This window comes from Candidatus Burkholderia verschuerenii (assembly GCF_001189365.1).
Lineage (GTDB): Bacteria > Pseudomonadota > Gammaproteobacteria > Burkholderiales > Burkholderiaceae > Caballeronia > Caballeronia verschuerenii.
In genome coordinates this window covers 17935-37946 of the sequence record NZ_LFJJ01000029.1, presented here as the reverse complement: position 1 = coordinate 37946, position 20012 = coordinate 17935, and the positions used below count along the sequence as shown (strand labels likewise).

Sequence of the window (20012 nt, the reverse complement as noted above, 5' to 3'; positions counted from 1 at the left end):
GCCAGCTCCCGCACCTCATCTGAATATCGCGTCCCGGTGGGCTTCCTTGCCTTGCTTTCGTTTTCCATACTTCAAATCTCCATTACAGCCAAGATCCGAAGTCTCCTACATTCCCGGTGCGGTTCAGTATGAAGACAACAAGCCGGTTTGCGACGAGGTTTTCCGCAAGCCAAAGCGCAAGCTCGAACCATTGGCGTACATGCTTGCCAACAAGGCTGACGCGGCGTTTGAGCTTCTGCTGGCAAAGGAAGCTGAGCTGATAGCCCCTGGATACATACAGGAGGCCATCAAATGGATAAACGAGTAATCTTCGCGGTCGCCGGCTCAGGGAAGACCACGCGCCTTATCAACGAGCTCGACCTTTTGAAACGGGTCCTGCTCATCACTTACACAGAGAGCAACTACGAGGAGATACGTCGCCGCGTTCTTGTGAAGTTCGGGTACCTTCCTGACAACATCACGGTCTGTACCTACTTCACGTTCTTGAATTCGTTTTGTTACCGGCCGTTGCTTCTGATGAAGATGCAGACAAAGGGAATCGCGTTCGAGAGGCCGAGCAATTATTCAACACGCCAGAAGCTCAAAAGCCGGGATCGGTACGTCACGGAGAGCTGTCGCATCTACCACGCGCGAATGGCGAAGGCCTTGGATGTGCACGGGTGCATCCCGGCGCTTCAGCGTCGACTGGAGCGCTACTATGACCAGGTCTGCGTCGACGAGGTACAGGACATAGGCGGGCATCACTTCAATCTACTCAAGCAGATTGTCCAGGCTAATGTAGCGGTGCTGTTGGTCGGTGACTTCTATCAACATACGTACTCCACCAGCGCGGATGGCGCAGTCAACAAAGGACTGCATGATAGCTATGACCGCTTCAAGGATGCCTTGCGATTTGCCGGTTTGACTGTTGACACGACTTCCCTGCTTAAAAGTCACCGTTGCAGTACCACGGTTTGCTCGTTCATCCGAGAAAAGATCGGGGTGGACATTTATGCGCACTCGGAGCGCTACACTCAAGTCTCAGTTGTCAGCGAACTGTCAGAGGCGGCAGAGCTTTACGCGTCTCCAGGCACCGTCAAGCTCTTTTTTCAAGAGCACGGTCGGTACGGCTGCTACTCGCAGAACTGGGGTGACTCCAAGGGGCGCGACCACTATCAGGACGTCTGCGTCGTCCTAAATGCCGAATCCTGGAAGCGCTTTTCGGCGGGTAGGTTGGCCGAGATGGCTGCGACCTCGCGAAACAAGCTCTACGTCGCGTGCTCAAGGGCACGCGGCGACCTCTATGTGATGCCGGACACGCTGCTGAAGACGTTCAAGAAGGCTCGGGACGTGCGCCATGCCCCCTCCGATTGAATCTCTGCACTGCGCGGCGCAGGCCTCGTTCCGCTCAGCATGACGTAAGTCGGTCGGGCACTGCTTCGCAGGTTTCGGCGAAGGCTCGCCGCGACACGCTCGAACGGTCGATCCCAACCTGAAGCAGCCCATTTCAAGAGTTATTGCAAGGACTTCCTCTTTGAGACGAAGGACTTTTAGCAGCAATGTTTGGGACCAAAGAAGCCGAGAAGAATCACTGAAGCCACGAGAAGACGATGCTCAAAAACATGTTCCACCCTAGACGTTGGTATGCCTACCACATCGAGTCAGAAACAGAACTCATGCAGGTGTACATTACGAGCGTTGAGACGCAAGTAACACAAGGCGTTGCCGACTTCCGCAACGATAAAATCGTCGACATCATTGAGGGCGAAGAAGACGAGCAACCCGACGTCTGGGTTGAGCACTATTTGGGTGTAGATGACCAAACATGGGACATGCACGACGTCTTCGAAGTTTTTTCCCCTAACCTTCAACGCCGTTCGGCCTTCATCACGCTCTTCTCCTTTCTTGAGCATGAGCTTGACATGCTTTGTCAGCGATTCACCCGAGCGGAGAACTTGGTATTAACCTTGAAGGATATCAAGGGCAATGGATTGGAGCGAGCCAATCTTTTCCTGGAGAAAGTTGCGCTGCTGAACGTGCCGCGCGACACTGGGCAGTGGAGGGAGATCAAACAGATTCAGACCATCCGCAACCTCTTCGTTCATGCAGACGGACGAGTGAACGCCGACCAGAAGCCCGAGCTTGCCTACATCAAAGGAACCCAAGAATTAAGCTTGAGCCCGAACAGCGAAATCATCATCGGAAGCGCCTTCCTTACCCATGTGTTGCAGGCCTTCCAAAGCTACTTTTTGGACATTGATGCGGCGATTCAAGAGAGGTATAAGGCGAAGTAACGTGCCAGTGCCGCTGACTTCATCAGCCTGCCACACGACTAGGTACCGTGCGACAGCCGCGTGTGAGTTCCGTCATAGGGAGATAAGGCCTCTTCCCCTGCCAGATCGTCGATTGCGCGGTCGCTTTGTGGTTCGGATCGGTCAATGATGCACGGTGGCGCAATATAGCGGTCGGTGTGGCTGGTTGTACGGTCGTCCCACCGGCGAGTAATTAGCGTCCGTAAAGCCGAGGTGCACGCTTCTGCGATCCCGCTGTGCTCGGCCAATATGAGTCCGTCGAGACCGCCATCCACATCGTCAACGATTTGCCAGCTACCGACCGATAGGCGGGTGACTCTCAAAATAGGGGCGTAGCACTGATAATGCCTAGCATCCGCCGTCGGCGATGCGCTTGCCTAGCCGCTTGCGCGCATATTTCCGCAATGCGACCGACCCGAGGTCGTCGAGAACCGAAAATGGCAAAGGCTCTGGCGCGTCAAATATATGGCGCGCGGGGTGGCCGGGTTCGAGGAGGTCGAGGATGCCTTCGGTGCCGTTTCGACGACCGCGATGGTGCTGTCCGTCGTGCTCGGCGCGCTCTACTGCTGCGCCATCAGTTCGGTCTTGCGCGCGGAGCCCGCCGACGTGCCGAAGTAATAGCCGATGATGCTGATCCACGCCGTCCCGAGCGAGCCGAGGATGATGTTGACGAGATCGCGATTGAGCGGCGGCGTCGGGTGCACGGTCATCAGCAGCATGATGCCGAAGAAGCCGATCGTCACGACCATCGCGAGCACCTTCGGCACCCAGTCGCGCGTCGCCACGCTCATGTCGCGCGCGTCCTTGCGATCCGCCGCATCGACGCGCGCCATCTCCATCTGATGCGTGAGCTGCGCCTGCGCCGCCGTCACCGCGAGTTGCTGAAGCTGCACGGAGTTCGCGTTTTCCGCTTGCCGCACCTTGTCGAGCGCGGCGGGATCGTCGAGCGCGGCCTTGACCGACGCCGGATCGTTCGCCGTGCCCAGCACATGCGACAGAATCGTGGAGGCGGCGGTGACGCCCAGCCCGATCGGTCCGCCCACGAGCCCCGCCAGCAGCGGCGCCGTCGAACCGATAGTCGATGACACTTTGGTCCAGTCCATCATGCAGCTCCCAATAACAGGTTTTTGGCGAGCCGGTCGGTCCAGCCCCGGCTGAAGGTCGGCCACGCGTGCAGGTTCATCAGGTAACGCAGCCGGTATGCGCTGAAACGCATCGTGAATTTCATCGGATCGGTGTTGCGCACGGCGTCCACCGTGTGCTGGCCGAACTTGCCGTCGGGCTCCGAATCGGAGGCTTTCTGCATCCACAGCACGACAAAGCCGCCGTTGTAATTGGCATCGAAAATCTGGAACGCGACGCGCGGATCGAACGCGTCGAGTTGCAGCGGGTCCCAGTACTTCGTCCTCGCGATCTGCATCGCCGTGGCGAGCGGCAGATTGCGCATCGGACCGGTATAGCCGTGCGCCCGCGCGACGCGCGCGGTCACGCCCCACATGGTCTCGCCGCCCGGGTCGGCCTGGTTGAACGCGTAGCCACCTTCGCTGCCGATCAGCGATTTGAACGCATCGTCAAAGCTGCTCATTGCACTGCTCCCTTCGTCGCCCTTCGTTGGATAAGCGCGTCGCGTAACGCGGATCAAAAGCGGCCACGGCGTGTCCCCGTGCCTGCACCTTGCATGACGATTCAGCCACGGCGTTTTTGAAGCGCGCTCGTCAACGCCTATCGGCCGGCGACTAACCCGCGCGGTTCAGGAAGGCGAAGAACGCATCCGATGCATAGCCCGAGATGAACGCGATCGCCAGCGGCGACGCCGATGCCATCGCGCCGGGCAGCTTGAACGCGTGATCGAACAGGCCGATCACCGTGCCGACGATTACCGCCGTCAGCAGCCGCATCCGATTGGCGAGCCGCGCGTAGGCCGGATAGAAAGTGCGCCTTGCGTTCTGCTCGGTCATCTCGCGAAGAATGAACGCGAGCGCGCCCAGCACCGCATACACCACCGGCAGCAGATACGTCGACACCGCGCCCCAGAAGATGTCGCTGGTGCGCTGCGCGTTCTGCGCCATCGCGCGGATGTCCTGGCCGTCCTCGATGGCTTCTTTCGCGCTGAGCGCGGTCGTGGCCGCCGTGGCGATCTGATCGCCGGAGTCGTCATTGCGGGCGGAACCCGACTTCATGAGAATCGGCAGTTCGAGTTCGAGGTTGCGTCGCAAGGCAGGACCGCTCGACATCCACGGCGAGTCGTAGACGTTCTCGCTCGCGTGCAGGGTCAGGTCGATCAGCCATTTGGTCTCGGCGTAAAGCTGGCGGTTATTGCGGGCGAAGTCCTGCATCTGCCGCTTGAGTTCGAGCGCGGGCGGCATGACGGACAGCTTCAGCGTGGAATCGTTGGGCGGCGTCGTGCCGGCGGCGGCGTTGCACTTCGAAACGGAGACGGCGACCAGGTCGGGCGCGGCCGGGCAGGTGTCGGTCGACGGTGCCGTCTTGCGCGCGGACGCATCGACCGTCGATGTCGCGCGCCCCTGCGCCTCGATGGAGAGGTGGTAGTTCTGCAGTTCGTTATGCAAATCGAGCGAGATGCGATCGTTCTCCGCGATCAGTTCCTTGCCCTTCGCCGACAACGCCGAATCGGTGAACACGACCATCGACGCCGGCACGATGAACACCACGAGCGCCAGCGTCAAACGGAAATAGAAGCGCGTGAGCTTCTTGGCTTCGGCGATGGTGCTGTCGCACAGCGTATGAAGCGTCACCGGGCGGATCGCTTCCGACAGCCGCGCTTTCGCCGCATACAGCCGGTTCTCGTGATCGGCGCTCCATCGTCCGCGCGCGAAGGCTTCGCGTGCGCTGGCGATATCGGCGGCAATGTCGTGCGCGGCCGTGATGCCGTTGCTCGATGCGTACTCGAGCAGCCGCTCGCAATTCTCGATCAACTTCGGCACATTTTTTCCGGCATAGCTCCAGCGCTCGGCGCTCGCTCCCGGTTCCTGCTGACTGTTCTCGTCGGACATGGCTGGCCTCCACGAATCGGATCCGCGACGCGCGCGGATCGCATCTTCCCGCCGCCTGACGACGGTCGGGGCGCACGGCCACATACACACACTGACACGCACATCCAACACGCAGGCCGCGTGCTGATAACGCGATACGGCCGACGATTTTGAAAGCGGCGGATTCAGCGCATCGGCCGAGGGATTTTTCAAACGCGCGCGGCTCGCTCGTCTTCCCTGTGCGCGATCCGATTGCGCAGCGTCACCTCGATGAGATCCGTCCATGCGCGCGCCTTCGATGCCGCATGCATGCGTCTTGCCTGTCCGGTCTGCCGTCGAGCGGCAGTCGTCCACACCTATCTGAAAGGAGAATTGCCATGAGCTACAAACTGCTTCTGGCGGCGTCGCTGATGACGTCGCTCGCGGGCGCGTTGACGATGAACGTCGCGCTGGCTCAGGATGCCAGCGACGGCACCAATATGACCGTGCCGGCTTCGAACGATCAGGCGAGCGCATCCAATGCCGCCGACAGCACGAGTTACGGTGGCCGCGCGGCGACAAGCGATTCGGGTTCGATGTCGCAAGACACTCGCAGCTCGTCCAACACCCGCTGCCAGCCCTGGCCGTTTTGCGATATCTATCACGGCCAGTAAGCACGACGCCGGGCAGTCTCGCGTCCACGCGCGAGGCCGCCCCCTCCACTTTGCTCGCTTTCCTTGCCTTGCCTCGCGTCCCTCCGTCGCCCGACCGAACGCCTCTACGACTTTCGATGTAGATCGTCCGGCCGATGTTGCGACCGCCCCGTCCCTCCTACCTTGGATGCACGAACCTGCCTCGCTCGACCTTAGCCGGTTCGCGAGCCGCAGCGTGCCTGCCGCGTCAGGCCGTCAGCGGATGTGCTTTCAGCACGCGACCGCGCTGATCCATTGGCCGTGGAGGCGTCATGAACAAGTTCGCATTGCCTGCATCGAATTCCCGATCCGTCCTCCCGGCCGATGAAACACCGGCGCGACACGACGCGCTCACTCCGCTCGAGCTGGTCAAGCGCGCGCTCGTGCGTCATCACACCGTCGCGCGCGCGATGCGGAGGTCGTCATGGACGCGCTGAACGTCACCGAACCGGCCTTCGCGCCCGAGGCGACGACGCTGCTCGAACTGTGGCATCGCCGCGCCAGTCTGAGCGGGACGGAGATGGAGCGCATCTATCTGCTGGTGCGCCGCGCGCTGCATGGCTACTATCCGGCGGAACTGCGCGCGCTGGCCGAGGACAAGGAAGAACTGATCTCGCAGTTCATTTTCTCGCGCGTGCTGCGGCTGGATTCGGAGCGTCAGCTTTCGCCCGCCTGCGCCGACATTCGCTTCGGTCGTGCGGCGGTCGATTTCTTCCGCGTTCCAGGTGGACTCACGCAACGGACTGCCCGGCGCGCCGGGCGCGATGACCTGCCGCACCGCAAATCCGCGCGCCCGAAGCCGCGCCGGCGATCTCGGCAAGCCGCCAGGCGGCGGACTGTTCTGCGGCGGCGTGCCCGGCGCGACGACCCGGCGCAGCACGCGCGGCGCGGCGGCGCTGGTGCCTTCGACGGGAATCGAACAGCCGCTGCGCGAACCGGCCGCCATCACGCTGGGCAGCACGGCCGTGGGTCGGTGAGCGCCGCGAGATCGGGACCGAGCCGCTTGAGCGGCGTCCAGCCCGGCGCATCGACGCCGACGGTCGAATACCGCGCGGTCGCGCCATCGCAAATGCGGTAGCCTGCGGCGACCACCGGACCAGCGCCGGTCGCGATCGAGTTCATTCCGTTGGCGTGCAGAATCCACGTGTTCGGCATGGCATCGTCGACGTCCTGCCGCTCGGTGAAGCGGTTGAAGAGCGGATAGAGATCGTCGTCGAAACGCGACTGACGGCCGTGCGGCGGAAGCTCGGCGGGCGTTTCGTTGCGCTGGACCCAGGCCTGCGCCTCGACGCGCCGCTCGCCGCCGTTCGTCAGCCAGATGATCCAGTCGCCGCTCGGCGCGGAACGACGCGTGCCGCCGCGCACGACCGTCGGCGCGAGCGCGACGAGGATCATCGGCTGGTTGCCGCGCGCGCCGCGTCCGAGATGCACGACGGTGCACAGCACGTCGCCGTCGCGCCGCAGCACGGCAACGCTGCCGGGCGGAATCGGCGGACTCTGCGTCTTGTCGGGCAGCTCGATCGATACATCGATCTCCGGCTCGGGCGTGGTCTTGTTCGGATCGCTGTCGGGTTCCGTCGCCAGCCAGATCTCGACGAAGCTCGGCGTATGGCGATCGGGAATCACGCGCCAGCGCAGCGTTTCCTGCTGTTTGGGATCGACGATCCTTACGCCGTGGCAGCGGTCGAGATTGCTGTTTCTGGCGGGCAAAAAGATATCGCACGCTTTCAGGGCGACGAGTTCGTCCATCGCCGCTTCGAGCAGCGAGGAACCGTCGTGCGGACCGGCAATATAGCCATAGCTCAGATTGATGAACGTCTCGCAATTCGGCCCGGCGATCCCGCGCTCGCGCTCGATTACATAGCGCAACGCGTCGAGCGCCTGCACGTCGAGCCAGAGCCCGGACGTATCGCGGATGGTGCGGCCCGGCAGTCGGAACTGCACGCCGATCAGCGCGTCCACCGAGGGCAAATGCGGCTGCGGGGACGGCGCCGGCGGCGGGAAAACGCGGTCCAGACCGGCGGCGAGATCGAGCATCGAGGTGCCGTGCGTCCAGTAACTGGCAACGGCCGTGTAGTCCGCCGCGCGATACGCCGCGTTCTCGTCGAAACCGCCGACGCCTCTCGCCGTCGTCATCAGATTATCCATGTCCGCTTCGAGAAACTCGCGGCCATAGCCGAGGCCTGCCGCGGGCGTGGCCGGATCGTCGTCCTGATTCCAGAAGCAGCGCACGCGCGTTTTTATCATCGCGATATCGGCGTGAAAGCGCGCGTGCAGGAACGCGATGCCGTCGTCGCACACGGTCACGACCTTGCTCTTGAAATCCGGATTCGACGCGACGGGCGTCATGTCCGGCTGGGCGGGTTTGTCCGGCTGCATGCGCGACGCGAAACCCGACACGACTGGCAGCCCAAGCGTGAAGCGCTCGATCTGCGCGAGCAGCGCGGGATCGAGGCGCTGCGCGAAATCGAGCGTCACGTGCGCGGTGCAGAAATGCGTGTCCGCGAGCGCCGGCGATCGATACATCGCCAGCATCCAGATGAAGGTGTCGTTGGCGATCTGTTCGGCAAACGCCTTCGCGCCGATCGTCGTGCCGGCCGGCGTCGTGCCGTTCTTCAACTCGATGGCGATGGGAAGGAAGCCCGCGGGCGGACCGCCGAGATCGGCGAAATTCGTGACTGCGGCCCAGACCAGATACGGATCGAGGCGCTCGAAGGTTGGCTGAAGTCCGGCGAACGTCTCGGCCCAATCGCCGGTGTCGTCCACGGTCCAGCCGTCGGAAGGCGTGCTCATGATTGCGCTCCTTCAAATGTGGCTGCCGTTGTAGGACGTGCCGTCCCATTCGTTTTTCGCGTTCTTCCACATCCACGCGAGGATGCGAGAGCGGCGCACCGTGGAGACGGGCGCGCCCGGCACGACATGCGGCGGCGGCGCGCCCTGCGGACCGAGCGCTTCGTTCGGATCGAAGTCGTTGGTTCCGACGAATTTGTCGCCGCGAAACGTGCGCGGCGTGTACGGAACCGCTCCCAGGGGACCCTGCGGATCGCTTTTGCAGCGCGCGATGAAATACTCGGCGAGCGTCGTGCCGAGCACATGGCCCGCCGCGCTATCCACCGGAAAATGCACGCCCGCGATGGTGCGATTGATCGCGACGCGCGCCGCCTGCGCGAGCAACTGGGCGCGCAGCGTCGTCCAGACCGCCGCGTTCGGCGGGTTATTGCCGCCGAACACTTCGTTGAAAAACGCCCACATCACCTCGGCGATGATGTACGCCTGCGTCGAGTGGCCGCTCGGCAGCGAGCCGTGGCCGGGCGTGGCGATCATCGGCTGCGTTTGCGGCGAATAGTCGATCGCGCGCGCACACGCCAGCGCATGCTTGAAGCGCATCTCGACGAGAATCGAAAAGCGGATCACCGTATTGAGCAGTTCGAGCGTCTTGGGCGTGCGCATCGGGCTCAGGTTGAGGATCGACGACCAGAACGCCGTCTGCGGTCCCATCTGGATCAGCGTTTCGTTCGCGCGTTCGGCGCGCAAATCGGAATAGCGATCCATGAAGGCGAGTTGCTGCACGAAGGTGCTTTCGGGCGGCCGATACATCGCGACGATCGGTACTGGCGCTGACGGCGCCGTGCCGGGGTCGAAATCGCGGTGCCAGAGTTGCACGCCGCCCAGATTCTTCAACGCCGCGTTGGTGCCCGGATCGACGCCGAACGCGAGATTCGACGCCAGTTCGAAGTCGTACACCGACGCGCGCACCCAGTCGTCCCAGCGCCACATCTGCTGTTCGTCTTCGATATGACCGCCGTCGTTCTGCCACGGCTGAATCGCGAAGTTCGTATTGGTCCACGGCCCGACGATGCCATCGCGATGCGAGATCATCGCCTGCGTCAGCAACTCCGCATCGCCCAACACGCTCGGCGGCGTGCCTGCCACGCCCGCGCCACCCGCACCGCCTGCCCCGCCCGCGCCCCCGGCGCCGCCTGCTCCACCTTCTGCACTCATGTCGATCTCCCCGTGACACACCCTCGATGCCCCTTGCATCGATTCGATGAATGCCAAACATCCCGCGTCGTCAGACCGGCGGCAAACCCGCGCGCTGCAACGCCGTCGACCAGATCCGGCCGGTTTCGTAACCGGCGCTCGGCGATCGCTCGAGATAGCGCTTGACCGTCAGCCCCGGCTCGATGGCGAGCACGCGCGCGACCGTGGCGCGCGCGTCGTCGAGCAGACCGAGTTCCGATTGGGCGATGGCGAGCGCGCGCAAGGTCGAGGTATTGGTCGGGCCGCCGCGCGGCGAGGCTTGCGCCAGCCGGATCGCGCTTTTGTATTCCTTGGCCGATAACGCCGCCGTCGCGCACAGCGACTCGTAGAAATTGCGCAGCGGATCGAGCGGCGACAGCGACAGCGCGTAGGACGTCGCCGCCACCGCTTCGTCGCCTTCGCCCTTGAACGCGTGCAAGGTGCCCTTGAGCAGCCACGCGAGCGAATCGTTCGGATTCACTTCGAGCGCGCGCGAATAACGCGCCTCGCCGATATCGAGTTCGCGCAGCAGATTCGTCTGCACAAAGCCCTCGACCGCCAGCGCGATCGACGATTGCGAATCGGCATCGAGCGCGGCCTTCGCGCAATCGAGCGCGGCTTGCGCTTCGCCCAGACGATCGGTGGTCCAGCCGCGATTGAAGCGCAGCACATGCCACTTGGCGAGCCACGCGTAAGGCGTCGCCTGGCGGCGCGCGCGTTCGGCGAGCACTTCGAGCATCTGCCCGGCGCGCTCGAATTCCTCGAACACGCCGCGATGCATCAACGCGATGGCGTTGAGCAGCACCATCGAGCTTTCCAGCGTCGGCAGCGACTGCGTGCGTGCGCGATCGAGCTCGTGCGCGACAACGGCCGCGCCCACGCCCTGCCGCAGTTGCGCGGCGAGATCGCTTTCGCCGAGCACGATCGCGCCGATGCTGTCGCTCATGGTCTGCGCCCAGACGACGCAATCGGACCTGGCATCGGCGAGTTCGGCGGACAGAATCAGCCGGTCGCGGCTCGTCCGATACGCGCCCGACAGCACATAGCGCGCATCGAGCAGCGCGCTGGTCTCGCGCGCGCTCAGACGCTGGTTGCGCAACACGCTGGTCGACAGCCGCGAGATCACCTGCAGCCGGTCGCATCGCGAGAGCGCGGCGATGATTTCATCGGCGAGGATTTCGCCGAGCGCTTCGTGACCCGGCTCGACCGCGCGCGCCGCGAACGGAATCACCGCGACCGATGCGCGCAACGGTTGCGCATGCGCCGCCGCGCCAGGCGCGATTACCGGACGCGGTCCCGGCCCGCCCAGCCGATACGCATGCACCGGCCGCGCGAGATGCCGCAGATGACATTCGCCGAGGTCTTCGATCTGATCCTTGCAGTTCTGCGCGAGCCGTTCGCGGATGCGCTCGGAGATCACGATCTCGCCCGGACCAGCGAGGTTATAGAGGCGCGCCGCGAGATTCACGCCGCGTCCGTAGACATCGCGTTGATCGGCGAGCAGATCGGTCTCGTGCAGGCTTTCGCGCAGCAGCAGCGGTTCGACGCCGGGTTGCGCGCTCGCGCCGCGTCGGCACATGCGCTGGATATCGAGCGCGCAGTGCGCGGCTTCGAGCGCTTCCTCGAAGACGATCATCAGGCCGTCGCCTTCGGTGCGAACCAGCCTGCCGTGATGTCCCGGCACGATGCGCGTTTCGATCGCCATGCGCAGTCCGCGCCAGCGCGTGGCCGTGCCTTCCTCGTCGGCTTCCGCGAGACGGCACGACTCGACCAGATCGGCGAACAGAATCGTGCGCGTGACGCGTTGCAGATGGCTGGCCTCGACGGCGGTTCCCCTATCCATGTCATCTAGCGTGAAAACGGCTCAGACCGTGCCGCGACGCGCACGCCCGTTCCTGAAAACAGTTTTACGAATATGAGGATACCAAACGATCCGGAGCGGTTTTTTATAGAGGTTCTACGCCGGTTCGGCAGGCTCGCCCGACGATGCTTCGGCAAGCGAAATGACGGTCCCTACCCTGTAGCCGCACACAGTAACGTACTCACTCGACTCGCGAATATCAAGGACCCTATGTGGACTTCCGCGCTAAGATCGATTCAGGCGCATCGCATCGCATCGCATCGTGTCTGCCTGCAGGCGGCTTGCCAGCAGTTGATGAGATACATCGCGAATTCGGGCTCTTGATAATAGAGCCGGATGGCATCGTCGGCGGACACGGCGCGCATCTCGCACACGGTCTTGCACACGGCCGTCGACGTGCGTCGATGCTTCGGCGAAAACAGTCCGATCTCGCCGAACACCGACCCCGCGCCGAGTTCGATACCGAGCTCCGCCAGCCGCACGATGCCGCGCTCGACGTAAAACAGTTCGCCGCCCGGATCGCCTTCGCGAAACAGCACTTCGCCCGCGCGATAGTGCGTGCTGTCGATATTGACGAGGAAACGTCCCACCGGAATCGCGCCATTCGCCGAGCGATTCGCCTGCGCCTCGCGCACGCTCGCGAAGCGCGCCGCCAGCGCGCTCGCCTCGCCCCGGCTCGAAACCTTGAGCGCCTTGTAGATGGTCGTGAGATGCGTCTTGGCGGTGGCCTCGGCCATATCGAGCTGACGCGCGATCATCTTGTTCGAGCGGCCGCGCGTGACCAGCGCGAGCACTTCGATCTGGCGCGGCGTGAGCCTGAGCGATGCATCGTGCGCGGGCAAGGCATCGAGCGCGATCGGCGGTTCCTGCAAGCCAACCGACAGCAACGAACGCGGCACATAGACGCCGCCCGCGAGCGCCAGTCGCAAGGCGCTGAAAAACAGTTCGACCGATGCCGACATCTCGATGCACCCCGCCACGCCCGCCGCCATCAGTTGCTCGACGACCGTCGGCATCGCCTGCCCGAGCAGCACGACCACGGGCGCCACGCGCGTACAGGCGCGCAAAGCATCGAGTTCGCCGCGCGCGTGATTGAGCAGCACGCCGTCGATCACGACGCAATCGGCGGCGCGCTCGCCGTGCCAGATCACGGTGACGTCGGAGCTTGCGCGGACCTCGATATCGGCGGCGAACTCACGCAGCAGCCTCACGATGCCTTCGCGACACAAGCCTTCCGGCATGGTGAGCAGCAGATTCATTCGTCATCCTTTCATGCACGCGCGAAAATCCCCGATCTCATCCTATACCGACGATAAAGCGCTCGCGACGCCCATCTCCGTCACGATGCTTTCGTACCACGAACGAACGTTCGACCCGCATCCGACGCTACGCCGATGGTTTGAATCGCTCTGCAGCGTTACCTATACTGCAACGACCGGCGCTTGGCACCTCCAGCACCCCATCGGGCGGCGACATGAACGGTTTATTCGCGACACGCTTCATACGCGCGCCCGGCCGAACGCTCATCGCGATCTTCCTCTCGTGCGCGTGCGCGGCCCATGCGGCAGCGGACATTCCCGACACGACGCTCGTCTATTGCTCCGAAGCCAGCCCCGCCGGCTTTGACGACGCGCAATACGCCACCAGCGTCGAGGCCACGGCGGCCGCTTACACGGTGCACGATCGCCTCGTCGAATTCAGGCTCGACGGCTCGGGCGTGAATCCCGGGCTCGCGCAAAGCTGGGACATCTCGCCCGATGGTTTGCAATACACGTTTCATCTCTGTCACGGCGTGAAGTTTCAGACGACGGCGTATTTCAAGCCGACGCGCGACTTCGACGCTGACGACGTATTGTTCACGTTCATGCGCATGCTCGATCCGGAACAGCCGTTCCATCAGGCGTATCCGGTCGTGTTTCCTTACTTCCGCGATCTCGGTCTTGCGAAGAACATCACACGGATCGAGGCGCTCGATCCTTACACGGTGCGCTTCACGCTTGCGAGCGTCGATGCGCCGTTCATGCAGAAAATCGCCATGCCGTTCGCGTCGATTCTGTCGCGCGAATATGCCGATAGCCTGCTCGCGAGCGGCAACGCGCGCGACATCAATCAGTATCCGGTCGGCACCGGTCCGTTCGTGTTTCGCAGCTATGTGAAGGATGCGACGATCAGCTTCGACGCCAATCCGGATTACTGGCGCGCGGACGCCGTGCGCGTGCGGCGGCTGGTGTTTCAGATCACCGTCGATCCCGCCGTGCGCTTGCAGAAACTGCGCACCGGCGAGTGCCAGTTGATGAGTTATCCGCGCCTCGCCGATATCGCCTACAACACGTCGAAGAAGCCGTTCGACGATCCCGCCGTGCGCCGCGCGCTGGACATGTCGATCGACAAGCACGCGATCATCGAATCGGTGTATCAGGGCGCGGGGCAACGCGCGACCAATCCGATGCCGCCGACGCAATGGGCCTACGATGCATCGCTCAAGGATGCGCCGTTCGATCCCGCGCGCGCGAAGGCGATGCTCGCCGATGCCGGCTATCCCGACGGCATCGATCTCGATCTATGGGCGATGCCCGTGCAGCGGCCCTACAACCCCAACGCGAAGCTGATGGCGGAGATGATTCAGGCGGATTGGGCGAAGATCGGCGTGCGCGCGCATATCGTCACGTACGAGTGTGGGGAATATATTCGGCGCGCGCGGGCCGGCGAACACGATGCGCTGCTGATCGGCTGGACCGGCGATTACGGCGATCCCGACGACTGGCTCGGCGTGCTGCTCGGCTGCGATGCCGTGAAGGGCAGCAACTTCGCCAAATGGTGCTACAAGCCCTTCGACGATCTGGTGAAACAGGCGCGCGCAACGGTAGATGTCCGTGCGCGCACCACGCAGTATCTTCAGGCGCAGCGGATTTTCAAGGAGCAGGTGCCGTTCACGCCGATCGCGCATTCGACCGTGTATCAGCCGCTTGCGCGTGGCGTGGAAGGCTTCACGATCGATCCTTACGGCCCGACGCTTTTTTGGGGCGTGTCGCTCAAATAGCGTCGCTCGTTCAGGAAACGCGCTTGGTCTTGACGACGAAACCCGATTGACCCTTACCGTGACGCGGCTCCATGCGCGCCAGAAACACCAGCACGGCGGCCACCACCGACATCACGGCGAGGCCCGTCAAGCCGCCCTGAATCGAACCGGTCTTCTGTTCGAGAAAGCCGAAGGTCGCTGGCGCGACGAAGCCGCCGAGATTGCCGATCGAGTTGATCAGCGCGATCACGGGCGCGGCGATGCGCGTGTCGAGATAGTCTTGCGGAATCGGCCAGAACAGCGACGACGCGGCCTTGAAGCCGATCGCGGCGAAACAGATCGCGACGAATGAGAACACCGGCGAGCCCTGTCCCGCCGCATACATGCCGACGGCGGCGATCACCAGCACGCACGACACCCACGCCTGCTGGAACTTGAACTTCGCCGCGAGCGATGCGAAGAAGTACATCGCCGCAATCGAGATCAGCCACGGAATCGAGTTGAACAGGCCGACCTGAAAGTCATTCAGATGCCCCATCTTGCGGATGATGCTCGGCAGCCAGAAGGTCGCGCCGTAGATGGTCAGCGACACCGAGAAATAGATCAGGCAGAAGATGACGATCTGCGGATCGCGCATCAGCGACCAGGCGGACGGCTTGGCGCTCGTGTGCGCGGTATCGCGTTGACGCTGTTCGTCTTCGATGTTCGCGACCAGCGCGTCCTGTTCGTCGCGCGTGAGCCATTTGGCATCGCGCGGCTTCGAATCGAGCCAGAACCACACGAAGCCCGCTAGCACGACCGACGCCATGCCTTTCGATGATGAACATCCACTGCCAGCCGTGCATGCCCGCGCCTTCCCCGCGCCTTCGATCATCATCAGGCCGCCGGAAATCGAACCCGAAAACACCGATGCCAGCGCGGAACCGCTGAGAAAAACGGCCATCGCGCGACCGCGTTGTTCGCGCGGCAGCCATTGCGTGAAGTAGAACACCACGCCGGGGAAGAAGCCCGCTTCGGCCGCGCCGAGCACGAGACGCATCGCGTAGAACGAGGTTTCGCCCTGCACGAAGGCCATGCCGACCGCCGCCAAACCCCACGTGATCATGATGCGCGTGAGCCACGCCTTCGCGCCGAAGCGCTGCAACAGCATGTTCGACGGCACTTCGAACACCGCGTAGCTGACGAAGAACAAGCCCGCGCCGAGCCCGTAAGCCGCCGCGCCGATGCCCAGATCCGCGCTCAGATGCTGCCGCACGAAGCCGATATTCACGCGGTCGATGTAATTGACGATGAACATCACGACGAACAGCGGCAGCACATGCCACTTGATCTTGCGAACGGCGCTGGCAAGCGCGCCGCCATGCGGTTGGGGCTGACTCTGCGGGGTGCTCATGAAACTGTCTCCTCAAATGACGCTGTCTTCGCGTCTTGCCGATGCGACACTACAAAGAATTTAGAAGCGCGGATTCTTGCCCGTGAAGCTCGCATCGTATTTGCGCATCTGCGTGAGATCGTCGCGATTGCGCACGCCGCACGACAGATACTGCTGATGCAACTCCGCCAGCTTCTCGCGATCCAGTTCCACGCCAAGGCCCGGCTTGGTCGGCACGCGCACCGAGCCGTTGTCGAACACCACGCGTCCGCCCTTGATGACTTCCTCTTCCTGCCACGGATAATGCGTGTCGCAGGCATAGGTGAGGTTCGGCACGCTGGCCGCGACGTGCGTCATTGCCATCAGGCTGATGCCGAGGTGCGAATTCGAATGCATCGACATGTCGAAGCCCCACAGCTTGGCCATGCGCGCGAGCGTCTGCGTGGCGCGCAAGCCGCCCCAATAGTGGTGATCCGACAACAGCACCTTGATCGAACCCATGTTGCAGCCGCGACGGAAGTCGTCCATCGTCGTGATGACCATGTTGGTCGCAAGCGGCAGCTTCGTATGCTTCTGCAATTCGGCCATGCCTTCGAGTCCGGGGCACGGGTCTTCATAGTATTCGAGGATTTCGTCGAGTGCCGGCGCGGCCTTGATGCTCGTTTCCAGCGTCCAGTTCGCGTTCGGATCGAGACGCAGCGGCATGCCGGGAAACGCCTTCGCCAAGGCCTGCATACAGGCGATTTCATGCGCCGGCTCGAACACGCCACCCTTCAGCTTGATACTTTGGAATCCGTACAATTCGATCATGCGACGCGCCTGCGCCACGATCTGCTCCGGGCTGATGCCCTCGCCCCACGCATCCGGCGCATACGGCTTGTCGATATGCTCCGCGTACTTGAAGAACAGATACGCGTTGTACGGCACCGCATCGCGCACCTTGCCGCCCAGCAGATCGACGATCGGCGCGCCGACGATCTGACCCTGCAGGTCGAGCATCGCCACTTCCAGCGTGCTGATGACCTTGGGCGCGTTCTTCGCCGAGTGCGAGCCGGGCGCGAGTTCGAATTCGACCGCGCCGGGCGTGGCCTTGATGGCGTCGCGCACGCGCTCTTCCATCTTGTTCAGATCGAACGGCGACAGGCCGATCATCAGCGATTTCGCCTGTTCAAGCACGCGCAGCATCGGCTCGTCGCCGTAAGTTTCGGAGATGCCGACGCGGTCGTCGCTTGTTTCCAGTTCCACGATGGCGCGCAGCGCCCACGGCTCATGGATGCCGGCGGCGTTGAGCAGCGGGCCGTCGCGGAAAGCGATCGGCGTGATGGTGACTCGGGTGATGGTGATGTCGCGCGTCATGTCGGATGTCCTGAAGCGGGCGCCTTGCGGCTTTTTTAGGCAATGGTTGCATCATAAACACTAATATATTAGTGTTTTATTCGGGCAAACACCTAGCCGCGCCACCTATTCGGACATGGCCTGACGAATTGGTATGCTTGCGGCGTTGCGTCCGCTATTGATTACCTTCTTCATGAAACTGACTGATGCCTTGACGACCGCGCACCGCCTCGATCGCTCGCGCCACGCCGCGCCGCAAGTATTCGAGCGCCTGCGCGAAATGATCCTGTCGCTGGAACTGGAGCCGGGCATGGTGCTGTCGCGCAACGACCTCGCCGCGCAGTATGGCCTGAGCCAGACGCCGGTGCGCGACGCGCTCATGAAGCTCGGCGAGGAAAGCCTCGTCGATATCTTTCCGCAGCATGCGACCGTGGTGAGCCGCATCAGCGTGACGTCCGCGATGCAGGCGCACTTTCTGCGCCGCTCCATCGAACTCGAAGTGGTGCGCGCACTGGCCGCCGCGCGTAATGCCGCGTTGATCACACGTCTGCGCGAGACCATCGCCGCGCAAACCGAAGTGCTCGACCTGCACAACTACGAGCAGTTCGTGCTGCTGGATCAGGACTTTCATCGGCGGATGTTCGAGGCGGCGGGCGTGCCGCAACTGTGGGAACTGGTGCGCCGGCGCAGCGGCCATATCGATCGCTTGCGAAGGCTGAACCTGCCGGTCGAAGGCAAGACCGAAGCCGTGGTGCGCGACCATACCGCCATCGTCGATGCGATCGATCGCGGCGATGCCGACGCCGCCGCTGCCGCGATGCGCACTCACCTGTCGGACACGCTGAGTCAGATCGAGCAGATCCGCGCGGGGCATCCCGACTTCATCCCCGACGATTAAAGTTCGTCGAGCGAGGCCTTCAATTTGCGCGCCTTGCTCGCGATGGCCTTGCGTTCCGCGTCGGGCATTTTCTCGAGCTGCTTGTACATCATGCCGAGGCGATGATTACGTCCGAGCGTCGCTTCGTTGCGCTCGAAGAAATCCCAGTAGAGCGCGTTGTACGGGCACGCATCGTCTTCGGTGCGCTTCTTTCGGTCGTACGCGCAGCCCTTGCAGTAATCGCTCATGCGATCGATATACGACGCGCTCGACACATAGGGCTTGCTCGCCATCAGCCCGCCGTCCGCGAACTGACTCATGCCCAGCGTGTTCGGCAACTCGACCCATTCGAACGCATCGACATAGACGCCGAGATACCACGCGCACACTTCCTGCACGTCGAGCCCGGCGAGCAACGCGAAATTGCCGATGATCATCAGCCGCTGAATGTGATGCGCGTGCGCCTCGTCGAGCGATTGCCCGATCGCATGCTTCAGGCAGTTCATGCGCGTGTCGCCGCTCCAGAACCATTCGGGCAGCGCGCGTTTGTGGCGAAACACGTTCTTGTCCGCATAGCGCGGCATGTTGGCCCAATAGACGCCGCGTATATATTCGCGCCAGCCGATGATCTGCCGGATAAAGCCTTCGACAGCGGGTAAATCCGCTTCGTGCGCGCGATACGCTTCCTCGGCCGCTTCCACCACTTCGCGCGGATTCAGCATCTTCGTGTTCAGCGCGAACGACAACAGCGAGTGAAACAGACGCGGTTCATGCTCGCTCATCGCGTCATGCCATGCGCCGAAGTTGGGCAGCGCCTCGCGTATGAAGCGCCTGAGTTGCGTCAGCGCTTCGGCGCGATCGAGCGGCCAGTGAATCTCGTCTTCATGCGGCGCGCCGAAACTCTGCACGCCCGCATCGACGATGCTCTTCCACAGCGCCGCATGATCGTGACGCTTGCCGCGCACGTCTTTCGGCGCGGGTGGATCGCCGCGCCATGCCTTTCGATTGTCGTGATCGTAATTCCATTGGCCGCCGGCCGGCTTGTGCTCGGTTTCCATCAGCACGCCATGCAGCGTTCGCATATGCCGATAGAAATGCTCCATCAGCCATTGCTTATGGCCATGCTCGTCGAAGTAACGCGCGGTTTCATCGCGTGCGGTATAGAAGTGAAGTGCTCGCTGTCGACCATCGCCGATTCGACGGCGAGCGCCTTCGCGTAGGCCGCGAGTTGCTTGTCGAGGCGCCACTCGTCGGGCATCTGATACTCGAAGCGATCAATGCCGTGCGCGGCGATCAGCGCATCGAGATTCGCGGGCACGGAATGCTCGTTGGTCTGATCGTCGATGGACAGATAGTGAACGCGATGTCCGCGCTTGCGCAGCGCAGCCGCGAAATGCCGCATCGCCGCGAAGATCGCGATGATCTTCTGCGCGTGATGCAGCACGTAATCGGTTTCCTGACGCACTTCCATCATCACGTAATGGACGTGCTTGTCGCGTTCGCTGAACCAGCTATGGTTCGGGTTCAGCTGATCGCCGAGAATCAGGCGCAAGGTGGGCATGGCGCTTAGGTC

Annotated in this window: 14 protein-coding genes and 3 pseudogenes; 6 read left to right on the top strand and 11 right to left on the bottom strand. The window is 62.8% G+C overall.

What is annotated here, in order from left to right; all coding sequences use genetic code 11:
• From BVER_RS32445 to BVER_RS08390, 3 genes and pseudogenes are all read left to right on the top strand, one after another.
• Positions 1–307, top strand: a pseudogene (locus BVER_RS32445) (hypothetical protein); the annotation flags it as partial.
• Positions 292–1353 carry an AAA family ATPase gene (locus BVER_RS08395; RefSeq protein ID WP_050452897.1) on the top strand — a complete coding sequence of 354 codons (1062 nt, stop codon included), beginning with the start codon at positions 292–294 and terminating at the stop codon, positions 1351–1353. The pseudogene BVER_RS32445 and the gene BVER_RS08395, both read left to right, overlap by 16 nt.
• 236 nt (positions 1354–1589) lie before the next feature.
• Positions 1590–2273 carry a hypothetical protein gene (locus BVER_RS08390; RefSeq protein WP_050452896.1) on the top strand — a complete coding sequence of 228 codons (684 nt, stop codon included), beginning with the start codon at positions 1590–1592 and terminating at the stop codon, positions 2271–2273.
• A gap of 395 nt (positions 2274–2668) precedes the next feature.
• Here the strand turns inward: BVER_RS08390 and BVER_RS08385 are convergent.
• The 3 genes and pseudogenes from BVER_RS08385 to BVER_RS08375 all read right to left on the bottom strand — a co-directional run bounded on the left by BVER_RS08385 (position 2669) and on the right by BVER_RS08375 (position 5305).
• Positions 2669–3394: pseudogene (locus BVER_RS08385) on the bottom strand (hypothetical protein).
• Positions 3394–3876 carry a glycoside hydrolase family 108 protein gene (locus BVER_RS08380; RefSeq protein WP_050452895.1) on the bottom strand — a complete coding sequence of 161 codons (483 nt, stop codon included), beginning with the start codon at positions 3874–3876 and terminating at the stop codon, positions 3394–3396. The pseudogene BVER_RS08385 and the gene BVER_RS08380 overlap by 1 nt, the downstream one beginning before the upstream one ends.
• 151 nt (positions 3877–4027) lie before the next feature.
• Complete coding sequence (locus BVER_RS08375; protein ID WP_157055969.1) at positions 4028–5305, bottom strand: hypothetical protein; 1278 nt, start codon at positions 5303–5305, stop codon at positions 4028–4030.
• 356 nt (positions 5306–5661) lie between these two features.
• Between BVER_RS08375 and BVER_RS08370 the strand changes: the two genes are divergently transcribed.
• Complete coding sequence (locus BVER_RS08370) at positions 5662–5937, top strand: hypothetical protein (RefSeq protein WP_050452893.1); 276 nt, start codon at positions 5662–5664, stop codon at positions 5935–5937.
• Between the two features lie 409 nt (positions 5938–6346).
• Here BVER_RS08370 and BVER_RS08365 read toward each other — a convergent pair whose 3' ends face one another.
• The 5 genes from BVER_RS08365 to BVER_RS08345 all read right to left on the bottom strand — a co-directional run bounded on the left by BVER_RS08365 (position 6347) and on the right by BVER_RS08345 (position 13095).
• Entirely contained in the window at positions 6347–6916 is a 570-nt protein-coding gene (locus BVER_RS08365) for a hypothetical protein (protein ID WP_050452892.1), read from the bottom strand.
• On the bottom strand, positions 6901–8748 hold the full coding sequence (locus BVER_RS08360) for a S8/S53 family peptidase (RefSeq protein ID WP_050452891.1): 1848 nt from the start codon (positions 8746–8748) through the stop codon (positions 6901–6903). The genes BVER_RS08365 and BVER_RS08360 overlap by 16 nt, the downstream gene beginning before the upstream one ends.
• 12 nt (positions 8749–8760) lie before the next feature.
• Positions 8761–9957 (bottom strand): phosphatase PAP2 family protein, encoded by a 1197-nt coding sequence (locus BVER_RS08355; protein ID WP_083452089.1) that lies wholly within the window; start codon positions 9955–9957, stop codon positions 8761–8763.
• A 70-nt stretch (positions 9958–10027) separates the two neighbouring features.
• A complete protein-coding gene (locus tag BVER_RS08350; protein WP_050452889.1) occupies positions 10028–11818 on the bottom strand; it encodes an adenylate/guanylate cyclase domain-containing protein in 1791 nt (596 codons plus the stop codon).
• A 254-nt stretch (positions 11819–12072) separates the two neighbouring features.
• Positions 12073–13095, bottom strand: coding sequence for a cyclic nucleotide-binding domain-containing protein (locus BVER_RS08345; protein WP_232316445.1), 1023 nt, complete (start codon positions 13093–13095; stop codon positions 12073–12075).
• Positions 13096–13310: 215 nt separating this feature from the next.
• Between BVER_RS08345 and BVER_RS08340 the strand changes: the two genes are divergently transcribed.
• On the top strand, positions 13311–14876 hold the full coding sequence (locus BVER_RS08340; protein WP_050452888.1) for an ABC transporter substrate-binding protein: 1566 nt from the start codon (positions 13311–13313) through the stop codon (positions 14874–14876).
• A gap of 10 nt (positions 14877–14886) precedes the next feature.
• Here BVER_RS08340 and BVER_RS08335 read toward each other — a convergent pair whose 3' ends face one another.
• Positions 14887–16248: an MFS transporter gene (locus BVER_RS08335; protein WP_083452088.1), complete on the bottom strand. Its 1362-nt coding sequence runs from the start codon at positions 16246–16248 to the stop codon at positions 14887–14889.
• 60 nt (positions 16249–16308) lie between these two features.
• Entirely contained in the window at positions 16309–17583 is a 1275-nt protein-coding gene (locus tag BVER_RS08330; protein ID WP_050452887.1) for a glucarate dehydratase family protein, read from the bottom strand.
• 172 nt (positions 17584–17755) lie between these two features.
• Between BVER_RS08330 and BVER_RS08325 the strand changes: the two genes are divergently transcribed.
• Positions 17756–18460 carry a GntR family transcriptional regulator gene (locus tag BVER_RS08325; protein WP_050452904.1) on the top strand — a complete coding sequence of 235 codons (705 nt, stop codon included), beginning with the start codon at positions 17756–17758 and terminating at the stop codon, positions 18458–18460.
• Here the strand turns inward: BVER_RS08325 and BVER_RS08320 are convergent.
• Positions 18457–20000 (bottom strand): annotated as a pseudogene (locus tag BVER_RS08320) (cryptochrome/photolyase family protein). The gene BVER_RS08325 and the pseudogene BVER_RS08320 sit on opposite strands and share 4 nt — an antisense overlap.
• Positions 20001–20012: the final 12 nt, after the last annotated feature.